This is a genomic window from Citrobacter sp. Cpo148, from assembly GCF_030332375.1.
In the GTDB taxonomy this organism is placed as follows: domain Bacteria; phylum Pseudomonadota; class Gammaproteobacteria; order Enterobacterales; family Enterobacteriaceae; genus Citrobacter; species Citrobacter portucalensis.
Window position 1 is genome coordinate 416,722 of sequence record NZ_JAOWHY010000034.1, and the last position, 20,724, is coordinate 437,445.

25 protein-coding genes and 1 pseudogene are annotated in these 20,724 nt (G+C 53.3%); 7 read left to right on the forward strand and 19 right to left on the reverse strand.

Translation table 11 applies throughout. From position 1 onward, the window contains the following. The first annotated feature begins 40 nt into the window (after positions 1-40). Entirely contained in the window at positions 41-1,471 is a 1,431-nt protein-coding gene (locus OGY10_RS03790) for a DNA cytosine methyltransferase (RefSeq protein WP_079935377.1), read from the forward strand. Beyond that, positions 1,452-1,919, forward strand: coding sequence for a very short patch repair endonuclease (locus tag OGY10_RS03795; protein WP_286576299.1), 468 nt, complete (start codon positions 1,452-1,454; stop codon positions 1,917-1,919). The genes OGY10_RS03790 and OGY10_RS03795 overlap by 20 nt, the downstream gene beginning before the upstream one ends. Here the strand turns inward: OGY10_RS03795 and yedA are convergent. Further along, positions 1,911-2,831 (reverse strand): drug/metabolite exporter YedA, encoded by a 921-nt coding sequence (gene yedA, locus OGY10_RS03800; RefSeq protein WP_003834062.1) that lies wholly within the window; start codon positions 2,829-2,831, stop codon positions 1,911-1,913. The two genes, OGY10_RS03795 and yedA, sit on opposite strands and share 9 nt — an antisense overlap. A gap of 178 nt (positions 2,832-3,009) precedes the next feature. Between yedA and OGY10_RS03805 the strand changes: the two genes are divergently transcribed. Further along, positions 3,010-3,921 carry a DUF808 domain-containing protein gene (locus OGY10_RS03805; RefSeq protein ID WP_048235177.1) on the forward strand — a complete coding sequence of 304 codons (912 nt, stop codon included), beginning with the start codon at positions 3,010-3,012 and terminating at the stop codon, positions 3,919-3,921. A 77-nt stretch (positions 3,922-3,998) separates the two neighbouring features. After that, on the forward strand, positions 3,999-4,184 hold the full coding sequence (locus OGY10_RS03810) for a YodC family protein (RefSeq protein ID WP_003030415.1): 186 nt from the start codon (positions 3,999-4,001) through the stop codon (positions 4,182-4,184). A gap of 206 nt (positions 4,185-4,390) precedes the next feature. Here the strand turns inward: OGY10_RS03810 and yodD are convergent, their stop codons facing one another. Beyond that, positions 4,391-4,618, reverse strand: coding sequence for a YodD family peroxide/acid resistance protein (yodD, locus tag OGY10_RS03815; protein ID WP_003030417.1), 228 nt, complete (start codon positions 4,616-4,618; stop codon positions 4,391-4,393). 163 nt (positions 4,619-4,781) lie between these two features. On the opposite strand from yodD, the gene dsrB reads away from it, so the two are divergent. Continuing rightward, positions 4,782-4,970, forward strand: coding sequence for a protein DsrB (dsrB, locus tag OGY10_RS03820; RefSeq protein ID WP_003030419.1), 189 nt, complete (start codon positions 4,782-4,784; stop codon positions 4,968-4,970). A 54-nt stretch (positions 4,971-5,024) separates the two neighbouring features. On the opposite strand, the gene rcsA is transcribed toward dsrB, so the two are convergent. The 14 genes and pseudogenes from rcsA to fliF form a co-directional block, all read right to left on the reverse strand. Further along, positions 5,025-5,648, reverse strand: coding sequence for a transcriptional regulator RcsA (gene rcsA / locus OGY10_RS03825; RefSeq protein WP_125112514.1), 624 nt, complete (start codon positions 5,646-5,648; stop codon positions 5,025-5,027). Between the two features lie 233 nt (positions 5,649-5,881). Further along, a pseudogene (gene fliR, locus OGY10_RS03830) lies at positions 5,882-6,722 on the reverse strand (flagellar biosynthetic protein FliR). An 8-nt stretch (positions 6,723-6,730) separates the two neighbouring features. Continuing rightward, on the reverse strand, positions 6,731-7,000 hold the full coding sequence (gene fliQ, locus OGY10_RS03835) for a flagellar biosynthesis protein FliQ (RefSeq protein ID WP_008785117.1): 270 nt from the start codon (positions 6,998-7,000) through the stop codon (positions 6,731-6,733). A gap of 9 nt (positions 7,001-7,009) precedes the next feature. Continuing rightward, the gene (gene fliP / locus OGY10_RS03840) at positions 7,010-7,747 is read right to left on the reverse strand and encodes a flagellar type III secretion system pore protein FliP (protein WP_003834056.1); all 738 of its coding nucleotides are present in this window, start codon (positions 7,745-7,747) and stop codon (positions 7,010-7,012) included. Beyond that, complete coding sequence (gene fliO, locus OGY10_RS03845) at positions 7,747-8,124, reverse strand: flagellar biosynthetic protein FliO (RefSeq protein WP_103014243.1); 378 nt, start codon at positions 8,122-8,124, stop codon at positions 7,747-7,749. The genes fliP and fliO overlap by 1 nt, the downstream gene beginning before the upstream one ends. Continuing rightward, positions 8,124-8,537 carry a flagellar motor switch protein FliN gene (gene fliN / locus OGY10_RS03850; RefSeq protein WP_003030433.1) on the reverse strand — a complete coding sequence of 138 codons (414 nt, stop codon included), beginning with the start codon at positions 8,535-8,537 and terminating at the stop codon, positions 8,124-8,126. Before fliN ends, fliO begins: the two co-directional genes overlap by 1 nt. Continuing rightward, the gene (gene fliM, locus OGY10_RS03855; protein WP_003030434.1) at positions 8,534-9,538 is read right to left on the reverse strand and encodes a flagellar motor switch protein FliM; all 1,005 of its coding nucleotides are present in this window, start codon (positions 9,536-9,538) and stop codon (positions 8,534-8,536) included. Before fliM ends, fliN begins: the two co-directional genes overlap by 4 nt. A 4-nt stretch (positions 9,539-9,542) precedes the next feature. After that, a complete protein-coding gene (fliL, locus tag OGY10_RS03860) occupies positions 9,543-10,010 on the reverse strand; it encodes a flagellar basal body-associated protein FliL (protein WP_003834054.1) in 468 nt (155 codons plus the stop codon). A 104-nt stretch (positions 10,011-10,114) separates the two neighbouring features. Further along, positions 10,115-11,329: a flagellar hook length control protein FliK gene (fliK, locus tag OGY10_RS03865; RefSeq protein ID WP_286576301.1), complete on the reverse strand. Its 1,215-nt coding sequence runs from the start codon at positions 11,327-11,329 to the stop codon at positions 10,115-10,117. After that, positions 11,326-11,769: a flagellar export protein FliJ gene (fliJ, locus tag OGY10_RS03870; protein WP_003834052.1), complete on the reverse strand. Its 444-nt coding sequence runs from the start codon at positions 11,767-11,769 to the stop codon at positions 11,326-11,328. Before fliJ ends, fliK begins: the two co-directional genes overlap by 4 nt. 21 nt (positions 11,770-11,790) lie before the next feature. Beyond that, the gene (gene fliI / locus OGY10_RS03875) at positions 11,791-13,161 is read right to left on the reverse strand and encodes a flagellar protein export ATPase FliI (RefSeq protein WP_003030440.1); all 1,371 of its coding nucleotides are present in this window, start codon (positions 13,159-13,161) and stop codon (positions 11,791-11,793) included. Continuing rightward, complete coding sequence (gene fliH, locus OGY10_RS03880) at positions 13,161-13,868, reverse strand: flagellar assembly protein FliH (RefSeq protein WP_003834049.1); 708 nt, start codon at positions 13,866-13,868, stop codon at positions 13,161-13,163. The genes fliI and fliH overlap by 1 nt, the downstream gene beginning before the upstream one ends. Further along, entirely contained in the window at positions 13,861-14,859 is a 999-nt protein-coding gene (fliG, locus tag OGY10_RS03885) for a flagellar motor switch protein FliG (protein WP_003030443.1), read from the reverse strand. The genes fliH and fliG overlap by 8 nt, the downstream gene beginning before the upstream one ends. Beyond that, the gene (fliF, locus tag OGY10_RS03890; RefSeq protein WP_267454695.1) at positions 14,852-16,525 is read right to left on the reverse strand and encodes a flagellar basal-body MS-ring/collar protein FliF; all 1,674 of its coding nucleotides are present in this window, start codon (positions 16,523-16,525) and stop codon (positions 14,852-14,854) included. Before fliF ends, fliG begins: the two co-directional genes overlap by 8 nt. A 216-nt stretch (positions 16,526-16,741) precedes the next feature. Here fliF and fliE point away from each other — a divergent pair, with 216 nt between their 5' ends. After that, a complete protein-coding gene (gene fliE, locus OGY10_RS03895) occupies positions 16,742-17,056 on the forward strand; it encodes a flagellar hook-basal body complex protein FliE (protein ID WP_003030448.1) in 315 nt (104 codons plus the stop codon). A gap of 54 nt (positions 17,057-17,110) precedes the next feature. Here fliE and yedF read toward each other — a convergent pair whose 3' ends face one another. Both yedF and yedE read right to left on the reverse strand, forming a co-directional pair. Next, positions 17,111-17,344, reverse strand: a complete 234-nt coding sequence (yedF, locus tag OGY10_RS03900; RefSeq protein WP_000790504.1) for a sulfurtransferase-like selenium metabolism protein YedF — start codon at positions 17,342-17,344, stop codon at positions 17,111-17,113. Beyond that, positions 17,341-18,546 carry a selenium metabolism membrane protein YedE/FdhT gene (gene yedE / locus OGY10_RS03905; protein WP_267445620.1) on the reverse strand — a complete coding sequence of 402 codons (1,206 nt, stop codon included), beginning with the start codon at positions 18,544-18,546 and terminating at the stop codon, positions 17,341-17,343. Before yedE ends, yedF begins: the two co-directional genes overlap by 4 nt. A gap of 185 nt (positions 18,547-18,731) precedes the next feature. Between yedE and yedD the strand changes: the two genes are divergently transcribed. Next, positions 18,732-19,145, forward strand: a complete 414-nt coding sequence (gene yedD / locus OGY10_RS03910; RefSeq protein WP_003030454.1) for a lipoprotein YedD — start codon at positions 18,732-18,734, stop codon at positions 19,143-19,145. 40 nt (positions 19,146-19,185) lie between these two features. Here yedD and amyA read toward each other — a convergent pair whose 3' ends face one another. Further along, positions 19,186-20,673 (reverse strand): alpha-amylase, encoded by a 1,488-nt coding sequence (gene amyA, locus OGY10_RS03915; RefSeq protein ID WP_286576305.1) that lies wholly within the window; start codon positions 20,671-20,673, stop codon positions 19,186-19,188. Positions 20,674-20,724 lie beyond the last annotated feature (51 nt).

The window sequence follows — 20,724 nt, forward strand, 5'->3', positions numbered from 1 at the left end:
ATGTTAATCTGTCGGTTATCCATTTCTGCCGGTTAAATGTATGCAGGATAATTTTTCAGTAGCAGGCTCCATGAACCCGATGACAGATGAAAACGAGACCGACGTGCAGGTGATGTTGGCCAAGTTGCTTGAAATATATGACGTGAAAACGCTGGTTGCTCATCTGAATGGCGTTGGTGAGAACCGCTGGAGCCCGGCCATCTTTAAGCGAGTGGTTGCTAATGAAACATGGCATCGCCTCAGCGACCGCGAGCTCATTCATCTGAATACTTTGTTGCCGAAACCACCTGCGCATCATCCGCATTATGCCTTTCGCTTTATCGATCTTTTTGCCGGTATTGGCGGTATTCGTCGCGGCTTTGAAGCGATTGGCGGGCAGTGCGTGTTTACCAGTGAGTGGAACAAGCATGCGGTGCGCACCTATAAAGCGAACAACTACTGCGATCCGCTCCAGCACAACTTTAATGAAGATATTCGTGATATCACACTCAGCCATCACGATGGGGTGAGTGACCAGCAGGCAGCAGAACATATTCGGCAGCATGTTCCTGAACATGACGTGCTGTTAGCCGGATTCCCTTGCCAGCCATTTTCTCTGGCTGGTGTATCAAAGAAAAACGCGTTAGGGCGGGCACATGGTTTCGCCTGTGATACGCAAGGCACGCTATTTTTTGACGTGGTGCGTATTATTGATGCGCGTCGGCCAGCCATATTTGTGCTCGAAAACGTCAAAAACCTGAAGAGTCACGATCAGGGCAAAACGTTTCGCATCATTATGCAAACGCTGGACGAGCTGGGTTATGACGTAGCGGATGCGGCGGATAACGGCCCGGACGATCCGAAAATTATCGATGGGCAACATTTTTTGCCTCAGCATCGCGAACGTATCGTGCTTGTCGGCTTCCGACGCGATCTGAATTTGAAATCAGACTTCACGCTGCGGGATATTGTCACGCGTTATCCGCCGCGGCGTACCACGCTGGCGGAACTGCTTGAACCGACCGTCGATGCGAAATATGTACTGACGCCGGTGTTGTGGAAATACCTCTATCGCTATGCGAAAAAGCATCAGGCGCGGGGCAATGGATTTGGCTATGGCATGGTGTATCCCGGTAACCCTGATTGCGTAACGCGCACGTTATCTGCGCGTTATTATAAGGATGGGGCGGAGATCCTGATTGACCGTGGTTGGGATATGGCGCTGGGTGAGAAAGATTTTGACGATCCGCAGAATCAGCGCCACCGCCCACGCAGACTTACGCCCAGAGAGTGCGCGCGTCTGATGGGGTTTGAATCTCCGCAGGGCTATCAGTTCAGGATCCCTGTGTCAGATACCCAGGCTTATCGCCAGTTTGGTAATTCGGTGGTCGTTCCGGCATTTGCGGCGGTGGCCAGGTTGCTGGAGCCGAAAATCAGGCAGGCAGTTGCTATTCGCGAGAAAGAGAATCAGCGTGGCAGACGTTCACGATAAAGCAACACGCAGTAAAAATATGCGGGCGATAGCTACCCGCGATACCGCAATTGAAAAACGCCTTGCCAGCGTGCTGACAGAGCAGGGGGTAACGTTTCGCGTGCAGGATGCGACGTTACCCGGTCGCCCCGATTTTGTGGTGGATGATTATCATTGTGTGATTTTTACTCACGGCTGTTTCTGGCACCACCACGATTGCTATTTGTTTAAAGTCCCCGCGACACGAACGGAATTCTGGCTGGAAAAAATAGGCAAAAATGTCCTGCGCGATGCGCGGGATTGTGAAAAGTTGCAGGCTCTGGGCTGGCGCGTACTGATTGTCTGGGAGTGCGCCCTGCGTGGTCGCGAAAAGCTGGACGATGAAGCGTTATCTGAACGTGTCATCGAGTGGATCTGCGGCGGTGGCGACACCGCGCAGATCGACACACTCGGTATTCATTTACTGTAACGTTTTTTCCGACGGGGTAGCAACGGCATCCGCTTTAACAGGGAACAGGTATTTCCCCAACGTTACCAGCACCACAGCAAACACGATCACGCCGAGCGCCAGCCATTCGATAGGGGCCAGTCTTTCTCCCCCCAGACCGGTACCTAACAGCACGGCAACAACCGGATTGACGTAGGCATAGCTGGTGGCTAGCGCCGGGCTGACATTGCGGATCAGGAACATATACGCATTAATGGCAATAATGGAGCCAAACAGGGCCAGGTAAGCCACCGCCATAAAGCCTGAAAATGTTGGCATGGTGGTCAGTTTTTCCCCGGAGAGTAGCGATGCACACATCAGCACAATACCGGCGGCTAACATTTCAATGGCTCCGGCCATCATGCCAACGGGTAGGGTAATGCGTGAACCGTACACCGAGCCAAACGCCCAGCTTATTGAACCGATTAGGATCAAAATAGCGCCCCACGGATTGCCACTTAAATTGCCCCCGCTGTTCAGCATGATGATCCCTGCTAGCCCAATCGCTATCCCCAACCATTCCAGCTTGCGCGTTTTGATGCCAAAAAAGTGGCTAAAACACAGCGTAAATAACGGGACGGTGGCGACCACCACGGCGGCAATACCGGAAGGGACATTTTGGTGTTCTGCGACGGTGACCAGCCCATTACCCACAGCCAGCAGCAGGATACCAATTAACGCGGCGTTCAGGATTAGGCGTAAGGGGGGCAGCTTATGCCCACGAATAAGTAAGAAACTTGTTAATAAAATGCCCGCGGAGAGAAAACGTACGGCTGCCATCATTAACGGCGGCCAGCTTTCAACGCCAATGCGAATAACGAAGTACGTGGAACCCCAAATGATGTACAGCGCGAATAGCGCACTGAAAAGCGGTAACAATTGCCTGAAACGCATAATCCCTCACGGTGGAAATAAAAAGGTGCAACATAGTAAACGTCAAAACTATCTTACTGGCGAGATTTATAATTACGTGTTGATGTTAAAAACTTGTTGACCAGAAAGGTCAGTTTCAGCATGGCGTGTTTTACTTCATACTTATGACTGCAAAAAAATAATATTGAGGGTGAAAATTTTGGCAGGAAGTAGCTTACTGACCTTACTCGATGATATCGCCACGCTGCTGGATGATATCTCAGTGATGGGAAAACTGGCCGCGAAAAAAACCGCGGGCGTGCTGGGGGATGATCTGTCGCTTAATGCACAGCAGGTGTCGGGCGTGCGGGCGAACCGCGAACTCCCGGTGGTCTGGAGTGTGGCGAAAGGATCGTTTGTTAACAAAGTTATTCTGGTGCCGTTGGCGCTATTGATAAGCGCATTTATTCCCTGGGCGATCACCCCCTTATTAATGGTAGGCGGGGCGTTTCTCTGTTTTGAAGGGGTGGAAAAGGTTCTGCATACCCTGGAGGCGCGGAAGCACAAAGAAAGCCCGGAAGAGCGTCAGCAGCGTCTGGCTGCTCTGGCCGCACAGGATCCACTCACCTTTGAGAAAGATAAAATCAAAGGGGCAATACGTACCGACTTCATTTTGTCTGCCGAGATTGTCGCAATTACGCTGGGTATTGTAGCGGACGCACCCTTGCTGAATCAGGTGTTGGTGCTATCAGGTATCGCGTTAGTGGTGACCGTGGGCGTGTATGGCCTGGTCGGGATTATCGTTAAGCTTGACGACATTGGGTACTGGTTGGCAGAAAAGCGCAGCCTGCTTGCCCAGTCGTTGGGCAAAGGGTTACTGGTGGTTGCCCCCTGGCTTATGAAAACACTTTCTGTGGTCGGCACACTGGCGATGTTTTTAGTGGGAGGCGGCATTGTGGTACACGGAATATCGCCGCTGCATCATGCGATTGAACATTTTGCTCAGCAGCAAAGTACATTGATTTCGCTAATGCTTCCGACCCTGCTTAACCTGGTGCTCGGCTTTATCATCGGTGGGATTGTCGTTCTGCTGGTAAAAGCTGTCGCCAGAGTGCGCGGGATTTCGCACTAATTGTTACAGGACTGATTACGCAAAACGCCTCCTTGTCATCTAAGGTGTAAAGGTTTCTCTTGATACAGGAGGCTGGTATGGTCTTTTCTGTCAGTGAGGAAGTCACCTCCAAAGAGGGTGGCCCACGTATGATCGTTACCGGGTATGCCAGCGGAATGGTGGAGTGTCGCTGGTACGACGGCTTTGGCGTTAAACGGGAAGCATTCCGTGAAGATGAACTGGTGGTGCCTGGCGAGCGAAGACAGCTCTGTCAGGATGCCTGAACATTTGGCTCGACCGTAACCTGGTGATCTCTCACCTATTAGTTATATTTATCATTCCGGTGAGAATTATTTACTTGTCAGGCAAAAAAATTGCAGATAAGGTTTGGTTCACATCAGATTTTCTGGTGTAACGAATTTACAAGTGCTTCTTGCATAAGCAAGCTTGATCCCGACCCGATAAGGGCCGGGATTTTTTTCGCCCTCAGTCAGCGATTGATTTCCGACACGCTAAAATCATGGATATCAAGCTCGAACGCATCGGCCAGTTCATGCCATGTATGGTAATCACGCCCGTCAACGCTGACGCGCTCCGGGTCATCCTGGCTGCGATGAATTTCACTCTCGCAGATTTCGTTGATTGCCTTTAGCAGCGCGTCGACATCGACGCTGACTTCACGTTTGGCCGTATCGCTGTACTCTTTCGCGGTTTTCATCCTCATACCTCTCAACCGTTAAGGATACCGGGGGAGCGTACCCAAACATCAGATACGCACAACTTAAGTATAGACCGTCGATAAAACCCGCAATCGCGCGTGCACAGCGCTGCCAGAAAAAGGAATTTGTTCTACACTGGCACAAAGCCACAGGAGGAAAACTATGAAGGTGAATGATCGGGTCACAGTCAAAACGGACGGCGGTCCTCGTCGACCGGGCGTGGTACTGGCAATCGAAGAGTTTAGTGAAGGCACCATGTACCTGGTTTCGCTGGAAGACTACCCGCTCGGTATCTGGTTCTTTAATGAATCAGGTCATCAGGATGGTATCTTTGTGGAAAAAGTGGAGTGAGATGAGTTTCGCTGTTTGATTCTGACTGGTGGAGTCGCCACCAGTCAGAACGTCTTAGCGCATATTCACAAAGATACCATTGGTGACGTTATCCGTAAGCCTTACAACGTGATAGATAACTTGCTTATTATGCGTTTTAATCTTTCGTTTTATATTCCCCTTATGGGATGACACCGTCTTGGCTTTGATATTCATTTGATCTGATATCTGTATTGTTCCCTGACCCTCCATCCACATACGCAGCATGCTGGATTCGGTTCGACTTAATGATAATGTCGGCAGATTCACATCAATAGCAATATCTACTTCCTTTTTCAGAATATCGCCAAGTAGTTTATCCAGTGAGTCAGGTTTAATCGATTTAGAACTAATCAATAAATTTTTTCTGACGAGTAGATATTCATCAAAATGTACGTTGGCAATTGCCATAAACACAATAAATAATGTGCTGGGATGCTGATTAATGATTCGCTTTATTTGCTGGCTATTAGCAGGATCGTGGATAAAGCAGTCCTCATTAATAAACACCACAGCGGGTTGTTGAGAGACACAGGCGAGACTGAGTTCATCAACGTTGGAAATGTTGTTGATTTCCCTTTTTTTCACTCCCCGACTTACCAGATATCCGGTTAACCCTAGTCGGGTGTAACTGCATAAATCCATAATAATCGTTGACATGGCATACCCTCACTCAATGCGTAACGATAATTCCCCTTACCTGATTATTTCATCACAACTAAACGGAATAATAACGACCCAAGATGACGCTTTCGCTGTTTTTCAGGCGAATTTACTATCCCGTAAAGTTGCGTATAATTTGCCAGGAAACATCTTAAAGTAAAGTGAATGTTGCGTTATGTGAGTGAGGCAAAAACAAATAAGCCGCGACAGAGATATCCTGGTGGATGTTGTCACTTTTTAAATTTAGGACAATCCTTAGTAAAACAGGATAAAAAATAAGGGTTATTATTTTCCAGGCATTTCGCTGACGATATCGGCCAGTAAATTAAAAATTTCACTGAATAATCGTTCGCAGAATGGCGCAATTAATGGCATTAGCGCCGCCATTAGTGAAATACCTACGGTCAGAGTGAGAGGAAAGCCGATGACGAAAACCGACAGCTGTGGTGCCATGCGATTTAACAAACCAAGTGCAAGGTTCAGCGTGAGCAGCAGCGTCATTACCGGCAGGGCCAGCATTAGCCCGTTGAGGAAAATCAGGCTACCCGCCCGTGCCAGCGCGAGAAACGCATTGCTGTTCACCGGATTGCCGCCGATGGGCAGAGTATGAAAAGTATCTACCAGCAGCGAAATCAGCCATAAATGGCCGTTAAAGGTCAGGAACAGAAGCATGGCGAGCATGTCGATCAGTCGTGCCAGAACCGGCATATTCAGACGGCTACCGGGATCGAAGAACGTCGCGAAGGAAAGGCCCATTTGCAGGCCAATTAATTCCCCGGCGGTACGTACTGCGGCAAACGCAAACTGCATGGTGAAGCCTAATGCGATACCGATCAGGATTTGTTGCATTGCCTGCCAAAGCGCGCCAACAGAAAAGATGGGGACGTCAACGGCGGGAATCGATGGGGCGATAACGACGGTAATCATCAACCCCAGCCCCAGCTTTACCCGTTTGGGGATGGCTCGTTCACTGAGGATGGGGGCCGTTGAGATGAGCGCCAGTATGCGCAACAAAGGCCAGAAGTATAAATTCAGCCAGTGGAGCCACTCAACGCTGGACACCTGCAACATAACGTTGTCTACCCGATGATATAGGGGATATTGCTGAACAGCGTACGCACGTAGTCGAGCAGCAGGTTAAGCATCCACGGGCCAGCAACAATGATGGCAATAAACACCGCGACAATTTTGGGGATGAAGGACAGCGTCATTTCGTTAATCTGGGTCGCCGCCTGCAGAATACTGATGATAAGACCCGTGATGAGAGCGACCAACAGCAAAGGCGCGGCAAGGGCCAGGGCGACTTTCATCGCCTCTGTGCCCATCATCATGACCGATTCAGGAGTCATTTCGCGCCTCTAACTGTAAAAGCTTTGTGCCAGCGAGCCGACAAGTAGCTGCCAACCGTCTACCAACACAAACAGCATCAGCTTGAACGGCAACGCGATTGTGGCGGGCGGGACCATCATCATCCCGAGCGCCATCAACACGCTGGCGATCACCAGGTCGATAATCAGAAACGGAATAAAAATGGTAAAGCCTATCTGGAATGCTGTTTTCAGCTCACTGGTGACATAAGCGGGCAGCAAAATTCGCATCGGCACGGCTTCTGGTCCCTGTAACGGACCGCTGTTTGCTAAGCGCGCGAAGAGTGCCAGATCGGCTTCACGGGTCTGGCGCAACATAAACTCACGCAGCGGCTGGGCGCCTTTCTCCATGGCTTCCTGCATGGAGATCTTCTCTTCGCTGAACGGCTGGTATGCGTCAACGTAGATTTTATCGATCACCGGCGACATGATGAAAAAGGTCAAAAAGAGCGCCAGGCCCAGGAGCACCTGGTTAGGTGGTGCTGAGGGGGTACCCAGCGCATTTCGCAGTAGACCAAAAACGATGATGATGCGGGTGAAGCTGGTCATCATCAGCAAAATTGCAGGCAGGAACGTCAGCGAGGTGATGAACACCAGCGTCTGCACGGGCAACGTCCAGTTTTGTCCGCCGCCCGGCAACGGCTGACTGACCAGACCCGGGAGTTGGGCGAGGGCAACGGGGCTGAAAAGCCACAAGCCTGCCAGCGTAAGGGATAACAAACGGCGCATCAGGATCTCCCAGGACGCTTCAGCAAACTCTTCATCATGGCCTGGAAATCCGCAGGGGAGGCCGTTTTTTCTTCTGCATCGGCAGGTGCCGGGGGCAGAGTATGCAGGACATTAATCTGCGAGGCTGTGACGCCCAGTACCAGACGGGCATCTTCGACCTCGACAATCACCACGCGCTCACGTGGACCCAGTGAGGTGCTGGCCGTGACTTTCAGCCCACGCGTACCGGCACTTTTAGGGGCAAACCCCAGACGTTTAATGACCCAGGCCGCCGCCAGGATCAAGACGATGATCCCGAGCAGCGCGCCGCTTACCTGCACCAGCGGTGAGCCGGGAACGGCGGCGGGTTGAGAAACGGTAGCCTGGGTATTCATGATTAACGGCTCAGGCGGCGCATACGTTCAGACGGGGTGATAATGTCAGTGATACGCACACCGTATTTATCCGCAACTACGACGACTTCGCCCTGGGCAATCAGATAACCGTTGATCAGAATATCCAGCGGTTCGCCTGCAAGACCATCCAGTGCGACAACCGAACCCTGCGTCAGACGCAGCAGCTCTTTGATGGTCATGCGGGTACGGCCCAGTTCGACGGTCAGCTTGACCGGAATGTCCATGATCAGGTCGATGTCCTGCAAAGCACCGCTGACGTCGCCGCCACCTAACTGCTGGAATACCGCATCGGCCGCACTTTTGGTGGGCGTGGTTTTTTGCTCGTTTAACGCGTCAGCCCACAGATCGTCCAATGCGCCAGTGTTCTCATCGGACGGATTATTCATATCACTCATTTGGGCTGTTCCTCATTCAGCGAATTCAAAATCGGGTTTATCAGATGTTCTACGCGTAACGCATACTGACCGTTTACGGTGCCATACTGGCTGGTCAGCACAGGCACGCCGTCCACATGAGCAATAATGCGGTCGGGTTTTTCAATCGGCAGTACATCGCCGGGTTTCAGTTTTAAAATCTGGGATAGCCGCAGCGGAATGTCGGCAAAGTTTGCCACCAGCTCCAGCTCAGAATGCTGAACCTGACGCACCAGATTATTGCGCCAGTTCTGATCTTCATTACGTGAGTTTTCCAGCGGCGGATTCACCAGCAGCTCACGCAACGGTTCAATCATGCTGAATGGCAGACAGATGTTAAATTCACCGGTCAGGTTGCCAATTTCAACGTGGAACGGGGTATTCACCACGATGTCGTTCGGAGAGGTAGTGATATTGGTAAATTTCACCTGCATCTCAGAACGGACGTATTCCACTTCCAGCGGGTTGATGGCCTTCCACGCGTCGCTGTAGCTTTCCAGCGCCAACTTCAACATGCGGTTGATAACGCGCTGTTCCGTGTGCGTAAATTCGCGACCTTCGACTTTCGTCGGGAAACGACCGTCACCGCCAAACAGGTTGTCTACGGCGATAAATACCAGACTCGGTGAGAACACCACCAGACCCGTACCGCGCAGCGGCTTCAGGTGGATTAAGTTCAGGTTGGTCGGAACCGGTAAGTTGCGCGCAAATTCATGGTATGGCTGGATACGGATCGCACCCACGGTAATATCCGGGCTACGGCGCAACAGGTTAAATAACCCCATACGGAACTGGCGCGCAAAGCGTTCGTTAATGATCTCCAACGCCTGTAAACGCTCACGTACCACGCGACGCTGAGTGTTGGGATCATAAGGACGAATATCGCTTTCTTTTGCGATACCTGAAATGGGTTCGTCTTTGGTTTCGCTATCGCCGTTGAGCAATGCGTCGATTTCAGCCTGAGAAAGAATACTGTCGCCCATGTCTTTACCGCAGAATAAAAGCTGTATAAAGAACGTCGGTGACAACCTGTTTCGGCTGCCCAACAACGAGCGGAGTCGCCAGCGTCTCTTTGATGGCGGTAATCAGCTGTTGCTTACCTTCCTCGGTGGCGAGTGTGGCTGCATTCTGACGAGAGAACAGCAGCAGCAAGCGGCTGCGCACTTCCGGCAGATATTCGTTAAGACGTGAACGTGTCGCCTCATCTTTCATGCGCAGCGTGATACCGATATACAGCACACGATCTGCATCACCCAGATTGACGGTAAAGGTATCCAGCGCAAAGAACACCGGGGCTGGCGGTGGAGGCGGTTCCGCTTTGACGCTGGCGGACGGCTGCTGCTGCATGCGCCAGTAGCTATAACCCGCAGTTGCGCAGGCGGCGAGGGTAATTAATACCAGCAGAGGGATCCAAATAGCGCGTTTACTTTTTTTGTTAATCGCGGAGTCAGTCATCAGATACGGGCTTCCTGTTTCGGTACAGCTTATGGGCTGATTATCCCGTGTCCTGTCCACGACAAAGCGTGGAAAAGACGCGGATAATCATGCTACCTCTGGCGTTAGGCGAAGATGTCTACTGCGCCATCGCCGCGGGCAGCGGCTTGCAGCGAGGCTGGGGTTGCCAGTATTGCGTCATCTTCAGCGGCAAAAATGTCTTGTCCTTGAGCGCGACCAGTCTGCTGTTGCTGCCCGGAAGACTGCTGATGGCCAGCGAAGCTTTCACTGCTGATGTTGCTTTGCCCCAGTTGAATGCCGCTTTCAGCCAACTGCGTACGCAGCATCGGTAATGCGGCTTCCAGTGCGGCGCGCACATGACTGTGCGGTGAAACCATTTGCAACTGTGCGAGGTTGTCGTCCAGCTTGAGGGAAATATGTACCTGACCCAGGTCTTGCGGATGCAGACGCAGCTCTGCGCTTTGCTGGCCCTGGCGCGTGAACAATGTGACGTGCTGGCTCAGCGATTGCTGCCATTCATGGCTACCTAACGGAGCGCTTAACACCGGCGCGGCCGTCGGTAACGGTTGTGCGTGTGTTTGTGGACCACTTAGCGGGGCCGCAGTCATGCCAATGCTGGTCGGTGACGGGGTGCTATCGATTTCAGCTCTGGCGTTCGCCGCCGCCGTCAGCGGGGTTAGTGCTGGATTGTTTGCCTGATTAGCACCACCGCCAGCAAGTGTGACATCCGCTTTACCTTTTTTGGCATCACCCGGCAGCAATTCGTCTGCGTTATCAGTCGTCGCGCCGTGTACCGCGCCACGAGACAACACCGAAAGCGTGGCATCAACCGGGGCTGGTGCGCTGTCGACGGCAGGCGTTGCCAGCGGTTGTCCTGGTAGCATGGCGAACAGTGCGCTCAGGTTGGCGAGATCGTCATCACTCAGCGTAGTGTTTTTTTCGTCCTGCTGAGCAACTTTGCCCAGCGTCGTCAGGGCATTAGCTTTCAGTGAAGGTGTGAGAGCAGACAACAGTTGCTGAGCGTCCGTCATGTCGGTAAGAGAAGCCTCGGTTTGCAGCTCTTGTTGCGCCAGCAGATCGGTTAATTTGACCGACTGTGTGGCATCGCCATTTTTTTGCAGTAACCCTTTTTGCAGCTTACTGCTGGCCGCCTGTAAGTCGGCAAGCGACAGCGGAGCGTCTTTACCCTGCGCGTCGCCCGCACCTAATGCGCCAGCCAGCAGCGCTAAAAAATCCTCGGGTGAATCTACCGCTTTGCCTGACTGAAGACCTGCGGCTACGTCGGTGTCGGTGGTAATCAGTTGGGGTAAAGTAATCATTCGGGTTTCCTCATAGCTGCGCGCTGAGCAAATTCATCCATTTTTTTCTGATCCAGACGGTTTTCGGCCAGTAACGCCGCCGAGGTTTGTCTGTCCTGCAACGTCTGCCACGCCTGTAATCGTTGTTTTTTGTCGCGCCAACTGTTCAAAGCCATGTCCACTTTTTGCGTCCACTGATTGAGCTGTTGGCGGTGTTGCTCAATCGCTTTTTCCAGCGTCTGAATAAATTGCTGGTAGTTAATCCAGCGATTGCTGGTAATACCCTGGCCCATATCGGTATTCAGATTGTTGCGATACTCATGCTGATAATCGATCAGCATTTTTAACTGTTCTTCCGCCTGCTGACAGCCACGACGCATCTCTCCTAATAAGACAGCGGCGTCATCTACCTCTTTTTCAGCCAGGTCTTTCAGTGTTGCTAACGCACCATGTTGTGCCATGACCTATGCTCTCCTGCTTAATCACACACCAGGGAAAATCAGTTCTAAAGCTTGTAGAGAATCTTCCCAGTCAGCCCGTTCAAAGATGCCTTGCTGTAAAAACGCTTCCAGCTGTGGCCATAAGGCGATGGCTTTATCCAGCATTGGATCGCTGCCTTTGGCATACGCCCCCACGCTAACCAGATCGCGGTTACGCTGGAAGCTGGACAGCAACTGTTTAAAGTTGCGCACCCGTGCGTAGTGTTTTTCACTAATGAGCGCGGTCATGGCGCGGCTAATTGAGGCTTCGATATCAATGGCCGGATAGTGACCCGCTTCGGCTAAATGACGAGACAGCACGATGTGCCCGTCCAGTATCGCGCGCGCGGAATCGGCAATCGGGTCCTGCTGGTCATCACCCTCGGTCAGTACCGTATAAAACGCGGTGACTGAACCGCCGCCGTGAATACCGTTCCCGGCACGTTCAACCAGCGCCGGTAATTTGGCGAATACTGACGGCGGATAACCTTTAGTCGCCGGCGGCTCGCCGATCGCCAGGGCTATCTCACGTTGCGCCATCGCATAGCGGGTGAGGGAATCCATAATCAGCAATACGTGCTGTCCGCGATCGCGGAAATCTTCGGCGATGCGCGTGGCGTAGGCCGCGCCTTGCATACGTAACAGCGGCGAGACGTCCGCCGGAGCGGCAATCACTACCGAGCGTGCGCGACCGTCAGCGCCGAGAATATTTTCAATAAAATCTTTAACTTCACGGCCACGTTCGCCAATCAGGCCCACGACGATAACATCGGCCTGGGTATAGCGCGCCATCATGCCAAGCAGGACGCTTTTACCGACGCCGGAACCTGCGAAAAGCCCCATACGCTGGCCGCGACCAACGGTTAATAACGCGTTGATGGGGCGTACGCCAGTATCCAGAACGTGTTCAATTGCGGTACGTTGCAGCGGGTTAAACGGCGGCGTAATCAGCGCGCCGGTTTCGGTGGTATCCGGGGCGGGCAGTCCGTCGAGCGGTTTGCCGCTGCCGTCCAGCACACGCCCCAGCAGAGCAGGGCCAAGTGGTAATTGCTTCCCGCTTTGCAGACCTTCTCCGGCAATGTTCTTCGCGTATACGCGCGCGCCGGGCAGAACGCCTTCGACCTCTTCGAGCGGCATCAGAAACAGACGTTGACCGTTAAAGCCCACGACTTCACTTTCGACTTCCTGGGTTTCGTTGCCGTCCTGGCGTTCAATGACGCAGGTGGCACCCAGCGGCAGCTGTAACCCCGTGGCTTCCAGCACCAGCCCGGTGGCGCGGGTCAGGCGACCGTAACGACGCACCGCAGGCAGCAGCGACATTTTCTCTTCGAAGTTGTCCAGCGTATTGAGCCAGCGAGTCAGGCGAGTGGTCATTACACAACTCCCGGCGCTGCCAGACGGCAGAGTTCTTGCCAGCGCGTGGCGACGCTGGCATCCAAATCGCCTTCGTCGGCTGAGACTTTACAACCACCGTGATGCAGCGTGGGATCGCCGCGCAACCGCCAGCCGTGCAGGCTGAGAGTTGCACCGAGCATCTCCTCCACACGCTGGAGATCGTCCGGATGTACGCGTAGCTGCGGTTTACCGCTAAACAGCGGTTCCTGTTGCAATAACTGTTGGATCTGCTTAATCAGCGCAGCGTTATCCACGATAGGCGTCTGACCAATCACCTGACGCGCAGCTTCCAGCGCCATTTGCATCAGGCGCGAGGCAATGACGCTGTCCAGTGCGTCCAGCGTATTCTGAAACTCGCTCACCAGCTGCTGCATACGGGCATGAATCGGCGCATGCTGCGCACGCGCCTGGTTCTGGCCTTGCTCCAGCCCCTGACTCAGACCTTCCTGATAGCCTTGTTCATGACCCTTTTGTCGACCTTCCGCCAGCCCCGCGTTATACCCTTGCTCATGGGCCTGCATTTGCAGCTGTGCGAGCTGTTGTTCAAGCTGTTGCTCTGCGGAAAGCTCGGGTTCTTCCGTCTCTTCGGACAGCGGCGTTTCGCTGTGGTCGGCCAGCACGAACTCTGCCATCGGTGGGGCGAGATCGTCCGGAGTCCAGACTTTCCACGGCAGTTCGTTAGACATAGGTATCCTCGCCGCTGCCGATCACCATCTCGCCGGTTTCCGCCAGACGACGCACAATAAGCAGAATCGCTTTCTGTTCGTTTTCCACCTGCGACAAGCGCACCGGACCGCGGTTGGCAAGGTCGTCGCGCAGAATATCGGCAGCACGTTGCGACATGTTGCGCAGGAACTTCTCGCGTAGCGGCTGTTCGGCACCTTTCAGCGCAATCAGCAGCGATTCGGAATCCACTTCCTGCAGCAGGCGCTGGATACTGCGATCGTCGACGTCCACCAGGTTTTCGAACAGGAACATTTCGTCGATAATTTTCTGCGCCAGTTCGCCGTCGAACTCGCGTACGGCGGTGATAACCGCTTCTTCCTGCTGGGTTTTCATCAGGTTGATAATTTCTGCCGCCGTTCTCACGCCGCCCATTTTGCTGCGCTTGAGGTTCTGGCCATCGAGCAGACCGTTCAGTACCTCGGTCAGTTCTGCCAGTGCGGCAGGCTGCACGCCGCCGAAGGTAGCAATACGCAGCATCACGTCGTGACGTAAACGCTCGTCGAACAGCGCCAGAATATCGGCGGCCTGGCCCCGTTTGAGGTGCACCAGAATGGTGGCGATAATCTGCGGATGCTCGTCGCGGATAAGGTCGGCGGCGCTTTGCGGCTCCATAAAGTTGAGCGTTTCAATGCCGCTGGTGGTATCGCGGGTTTCCAGAATATCTTCCAGCAGGCTGGAGGCGCGTTCCTCGCCCAGCGCTTTCACCAGCACGGAGCGCAGATATTCGTTGGCGTTGATATTCAGCGCGGCAAACTGTTCTGCTTCTTGCTCAAATTCGGCCAGCACTTCCGTCAACTGTTTGTTGGAGATCTGGCGTACGTTCGCCATCGCTGTACTCAGCGCCTGAACTTCGCGCGTGGAAAGGTGTTTAAACACCTCAGCAGCGCGATCTTCGCCAATGGTCATCAGCAGGATGACGCTTTTATCGGTACCGGTAAGGGCATTACTCATGATCGTTACTCATCCACTGGCGAATGACCAGCGCCACGACGCGCGGATCGTTATCTGACATTTCACGAATACGCTGGCTCATCACTTCTGCACCCAGACGCTGATTCGTACGACGCTGCTGGGTCTGCTCGTCTTTGCTGAGGCGAACTTCTACCGCTTCTTCGGTTTCCTGACGGATCCGCGTTTGTTCTTGTACCGCTTTTGCTTCTTCGCTGCGGCGAACCAACTGCGGACGAACAGCCTTACGCCACAGGATCCAGGCAACAAGCAGAACCAGTAACCAACGGCCTGCGGTCATCAACTGATCAATAAAGAACGACTGTTTCCAGAACGGCAGCTCGCCCATGGAATCGTCGGTCGCCGTGAACGGAGAGTTCACCACGTTCAGGGTATCGCCACGTTTGTCGGAGAAGCCCATCGCTTCGCGGGTCAGATCCTCAATCTGTTTCATCTGATCGGCGGTTAACGGCAGCGGTTTGCCGTCCGGCAACGTTTTATAGTTGACCACCACTGCAACCGAGAGACGCTGCACATCGCCGACGTTCATTTTGGTGTGGCGAATGGTACGGTCGACTTCATAATTGCTGGTTTCATTGCGCTGCGTACTGCGTGGTCCGGCATTATTGCTGTTATTTGCCGTCTGCGTGTTTTGCGCATTTTGCTGATTAGCGGGAGGGTTGGCGATTGGCGCGGTATTCGCCGGTGCTGGTTGATTGGACAACGCGCCTGGTACGCCGCCTGGCGCTCCGCTTCCGATCTGCTCGCTGACGTTTAACTGGCGTGAACGCAGCACGGCCTGGGAATCATCACCGTTTGGACGGTACTGTTCTTCGGTTTGCTCTTTATTAGCAAAATCCAGCTGCGCGGTGACCTGCGCATGTACGTTACCGTTGCCGACAATCGGCGACAGAATCGATTCGATACGACGTTGAACGCGGCCTTCGACATCGCTGGCGTATTTCAACTGCGCATCGTTAAGATCGCGGCTGCTGGTGTTCGACTGAGTTAGCAGATGACCCGCCTGGTCGACCAGCGTAACGTTGCCCGGCGGTAACCCGGCGACAGCGCTGGAAACCAGATGCGTGACCGCACTGATTTGACCTTCATCCAGTGCGCGACCCGGCTCAAGATTCACGGTCACGGAGGCTGAAGGCGCTTTTTGCTCACGCACAAACAGCGACGGTTTCGGCATTGCCAGATGCACGCGGGCGCGTTTTACCGGTCCCAGCGTTTCAATGGTACGGGCTAATTCACCTTCCAGCGCACGCTGGTAGTTGACCTGCTCGCTAAACTGGCTGATACCAAACTTTTCCTGATCCAGCAGTTCAAAACCAACGGCTCCGCCTTTGGGCAGGCCTTGCTGCGCCAGACGTAAGCGCAGTTCGTGGACTTTATCGGCAGGAACTTCGATAGCACCGCTTCCCTCAGTAAAACGATAGGGAACGTTCATCTGCGTCAGTTGGGTGACAATCGCGCCACCATCCTGATCGGAAAGATTGCTGAACAGCGTGCGATAGTCAGGCGCTTTGGCCCACAGGACCATCGCCACGATGATAGCGACGGCAGCGGCTCCCGCCACAATCAAAGGAATTCTGGGATTCGCGCGCAGGCGGTTTAACCACTCGAGAGGTTTAAGCTGGGTTGCAGTCGATGCTGTCGCACTCATCTCGCACCTCGTGGCTTATCGTGGACGGCGTTTTTTGCAAAGTGGAACAAGACTCACTCCCGGGTCAGCAAACTCGAAAAATTGACGGTCTCATTATTTGCGGTTTCGAATTTTTCTATGCGTTAAAAACCGTGGTTTTTTATCGTTATTTAACGCCTTTATCTTATTGACTAACTGGTAATCTCAGCTACGTAAAAAATCATCCAGGGGATCAGAATGTCGGCAATACAGGGGATTGAAGGGGTCATCAGCCAGTTACAGGCCACGGCGATGTCAGCAAAAATGCAGGATATGCAGCCACAACCGACCGTGAGTTTTGCCGGACAACTGCATGCGGCGTTAGACAGAATCAGCGATGTGCAAACCGCGTCCCGTACGCAGGCTGAGAAATTTACCCTGGGTGAGCCGGGTATTGCGTTAAATGATGTGATGACCGATATGCAAAAGGCGTCGGTATCGATGCAGATGGGTATTCAGGTGCGTAACAAACTGGTGTCGGCGTATCAGGAAGTGATGTCCATGCAGGTGTAGGGACAACGTGCTGGGAATGTTTGCCGGATAAGCGCAGTGCCATCCGGCAACCAGTTACTTCTGAATCAAATAGCGGATCGTTGGACCATCCTGCTGAATATCCAGCACCGTATAGCCGTGATTACGCGCATCCAGTGGTATATTGTTGATTGACTGCGGGCAATCGCTCACCACTTCCAGAATTTCACCTTTCTTCAATTGCGGCATCGCTTCCAGCGTGGCTACAGCCGGATATGGACACGGTTCGCCGACCATATCGAGGCGATAATCAGGCACGATATTTTTCATACAGACTCCTTGGCAGGCGTCAGCCCTGCGCGACGGAAGAAACGTTTTTCCCAGCCGATAATCAGCATCAGCGCGGCAAACAACAGCAGATAAGTCACCAGCAGACCGCCGAGCGGACCGAAGGTGTTGAGCAGATTCACTTTGTCCCAGTTGGTGGCAAGCGCGGGAGCAAAATCATCCCAGTAGTAGGCCAGAATGGTCGAGCCAATAACGTTGCCCAGACCAACCCACCAGTAATGCACCTGGCCTTCGACGGCGCGATACATCCAGCCGGTTTCACATCCGCCCGCTAAAACGATGCCAAAGCCAAACAGCAAGCCACCGATCACCGCATTCGGACCCGCCCACATGATTTTAGGCTCGACGCCCAGTTGCACATAGCTAAAGATACCGATGGCGCTGACTGCCATCCCGAAGATAATCGCTTTTGCCATATGGGTGCGACCGGAAATCCACAGGTCGCGGAAGGCGGAGGTGAAGCAGATTTGCGCCCGTTCAATCAGCAGTCCGAACCCAACGCCGAACAGCATCGCCAGACCGAGCTTGGGTTTATCCATCGCCGTGAGTAGCGCCCAGCCGATCATGCCGATAAACACCAGCATGCCCAGGCGGAAACGGCGACGGGCCTGATCCGGCTTTTGCGTTAACGGCGAAGCGGCGGAGACTTTCTGCATTTTGACCGGAATACGGAACATTGGCAGCAGGGTAAAGCGTGCACCAAACCAGGAGCCAATGGCTGTGGCCAGCGCAAAAAACCAGGCGTGTAGCGAGAACTGCGGAATGCCGGTGAAGAATGCGGCCAGGTTACAGCCCATTGCCAGCCGTGCGCCGAATCCGGCGATTGCCCCGCCGACTATCGCCTGCATGATGCGCACTCGACTGCGCGGCAAGCGTAACTTGACGTTGTTGGCCCACAGTGCGGCAGCAAAACAGCCGCCGAACATACCGAGGATCATCATGCCGTCGATGCGGGTCAGGGGTGAGCCTTCGAGATGGATCAGCTTGTAGTATCCCCACTCTTCGGCGTGCACGCCAAACAGTTGCAGGATTTGACCACCCCAGCGGGTGAATTCACCGGTAACGGCCCAGAAGGTTCCCGTAATGCCGAAATAGTAAGTGGAGAGAATACCCGCTGCGATGACCGCAGGGGCGGGGGCCCAAAATTTAATTAACCAGGCCTGTTTGAAGTGTTGCCATGACATGCGTTGTGCCTCTGAACTCAGAAGGTATGTAACAAGAAGTGAGGATACTACACCGTTCAGAATTTTTGACTATGAGTAATAAGAGGTAACACCGTCTGGATCAATCTTTCTCAACGCTGCCGAAAGGCTGGCGACATCAGGCCTTTAATGCCACAATCCCATTTTCTTCGCATGCAGGATGAATGATGAAAAAATTAGCAATCGTTGGTGTATTTCTGGCGCTTACCGGATGCGCCGAAGTAGAAAATTATAACGACGTGGTGAAAACGCCAGCGCCAGCCGGTCTGGAAGGATACTGGCAGTCAAAAGGTCCGCAACGCAGTCTGGTGAGTCCGGAAGCGATTGCCAGCCTGGTGATAACGAAAGAGGGCGATACACTGGATTGTCGCCAGTGGCAGCGGGTGATCGCGCTGCCGGGGAAACTGACGATGCTCTCTGGCGATCTCACCAACGTGACGGTGAAACGCGAGCTGTACGAGATCGAGCGCGAAGGCAATACGCTGGAATATGACGGTATGACGCTGCAGCGGGTGGATCGCCCGACGCAGGAATGTGCTGACGCGTTAAAGAAAACGCCGCTGGCAACACCGCTGCCATAAGCCGTACGCCCCGGTAACCATCGGTCACCGGGGTTGAGCTTTACAACACGTCTTCAATCACCCACACGCTGACGCTCCCGCCGTTACAGAAAAACGTCGCTTCGCCGTTTTCATCGGTGACCACGCTTTCTTCACGATTTCCCAGATAGTCCCGCCAGGTTTTATTGCCATAATTGGTGCCGAGATTGATGGTCTTTTCTCCGTCATCGCCGTTAGACAGCACCACCACACAGCCGGGATCCTCGTCTGTGCCGCTGCGGCTAAAAGCGATACAGTTAGGGTGATCGAAAAAGAGCGTCTGTACCCCATGCGCGAAGCGCTGGCGCGCGAGAATCAGTTCATCAAGTTGTTCAATGATCGGCATGTCGATTGGATAGGTTTCGCCATCGCCGCCGGTGTCTTCGTAATGCGCTCCGTAGAGGTCAGGGTAAAACACCGACGGTACGCCATTTTCGCGCAACAGGATCAGCGCATAGGCCAACGGCTTAAACCACGGCTCGACGGGGGCTTCGAGTGCCTGTAAAGGTTGTGTGTCGTGATTGGCCACCAGCGTGACGGCATGAAACGGATCGGCCTCCACCAGAGTGTTGGTGAAAATCTGGCTCATGTCGTAATCGCGGCCCTGACGGGATGCTTCGTGGAATTTCATCTGCAAAGGGGCGTCGAACAGCATGGTTTTCCCCTCCACCTGATTAATGTAGGTTTGCAGCTTGTCGACTTCGTGGGACCAGTATTCCGCCACAATAAACAGCGGCTTGGGTGCAACCTCCTGCACGTGCTCAATCCACTCTTTGTAAAACCATGCCGGAATATGTTTCACAGCATCTAAACGAAAACCGTCACACTGGGTTTGCTCCATTACCCAACGCGCCCAGTATTTAAGCTCCTCAGTCACCGCGTGATTGCGAAAATCAATGTTTTCGCCCATCAGATAATCAAAATTACCCAACTCATCATCGACCTGATCGTTCCAGCCTTCTCCGGTGTAATCGTTAACGATTTTAAAAATCCCGTCTTCGGTTGGATTCTCGATATGGTCAATGCCGCTGAAGCATTTAAAGTCCCAAATGAATTGCGAATACTGGCCAGCGCGGGCAGGGAAGGTATAGCGCGTCCAGCCTTCGCACTCGACAATCTCATCATCTATTTGCGTACGATCCTCGGCGTTAACGCGCTGGACGCGGATCTTTTCTTTCTCATCTGCGCCCATTTTGTGGTTAACCACTACGTCGAGCAGTACGGCGATGTCGTTATGCTTTAGCGCGTTAATGGCCGCCAGCAGCTGGTTTTTATCACCGTATTTGGTGGCGACGGTTCCCTTTTGGTCGAATTCGCCCAAGTCAAACAGATCGTAGGAATCATAGCCAACGGAATAGCCGCCGGACGCGCCTTTATAGGCGGGGGGCAGCCATACCATATTGATGCCGATATCATTGAGTCCGCCTGCGCGTTCGGCAAGCTCGGGCCAGAGTTGACCGCCATCAGGGTAATACCAGTGGAAGTACTGCAATAACGTGGGATTTTTCATCTTCCGTGCTCCAGAAGTCGTTTGGCCGACCTCTGGAGTATGGAAGATAAT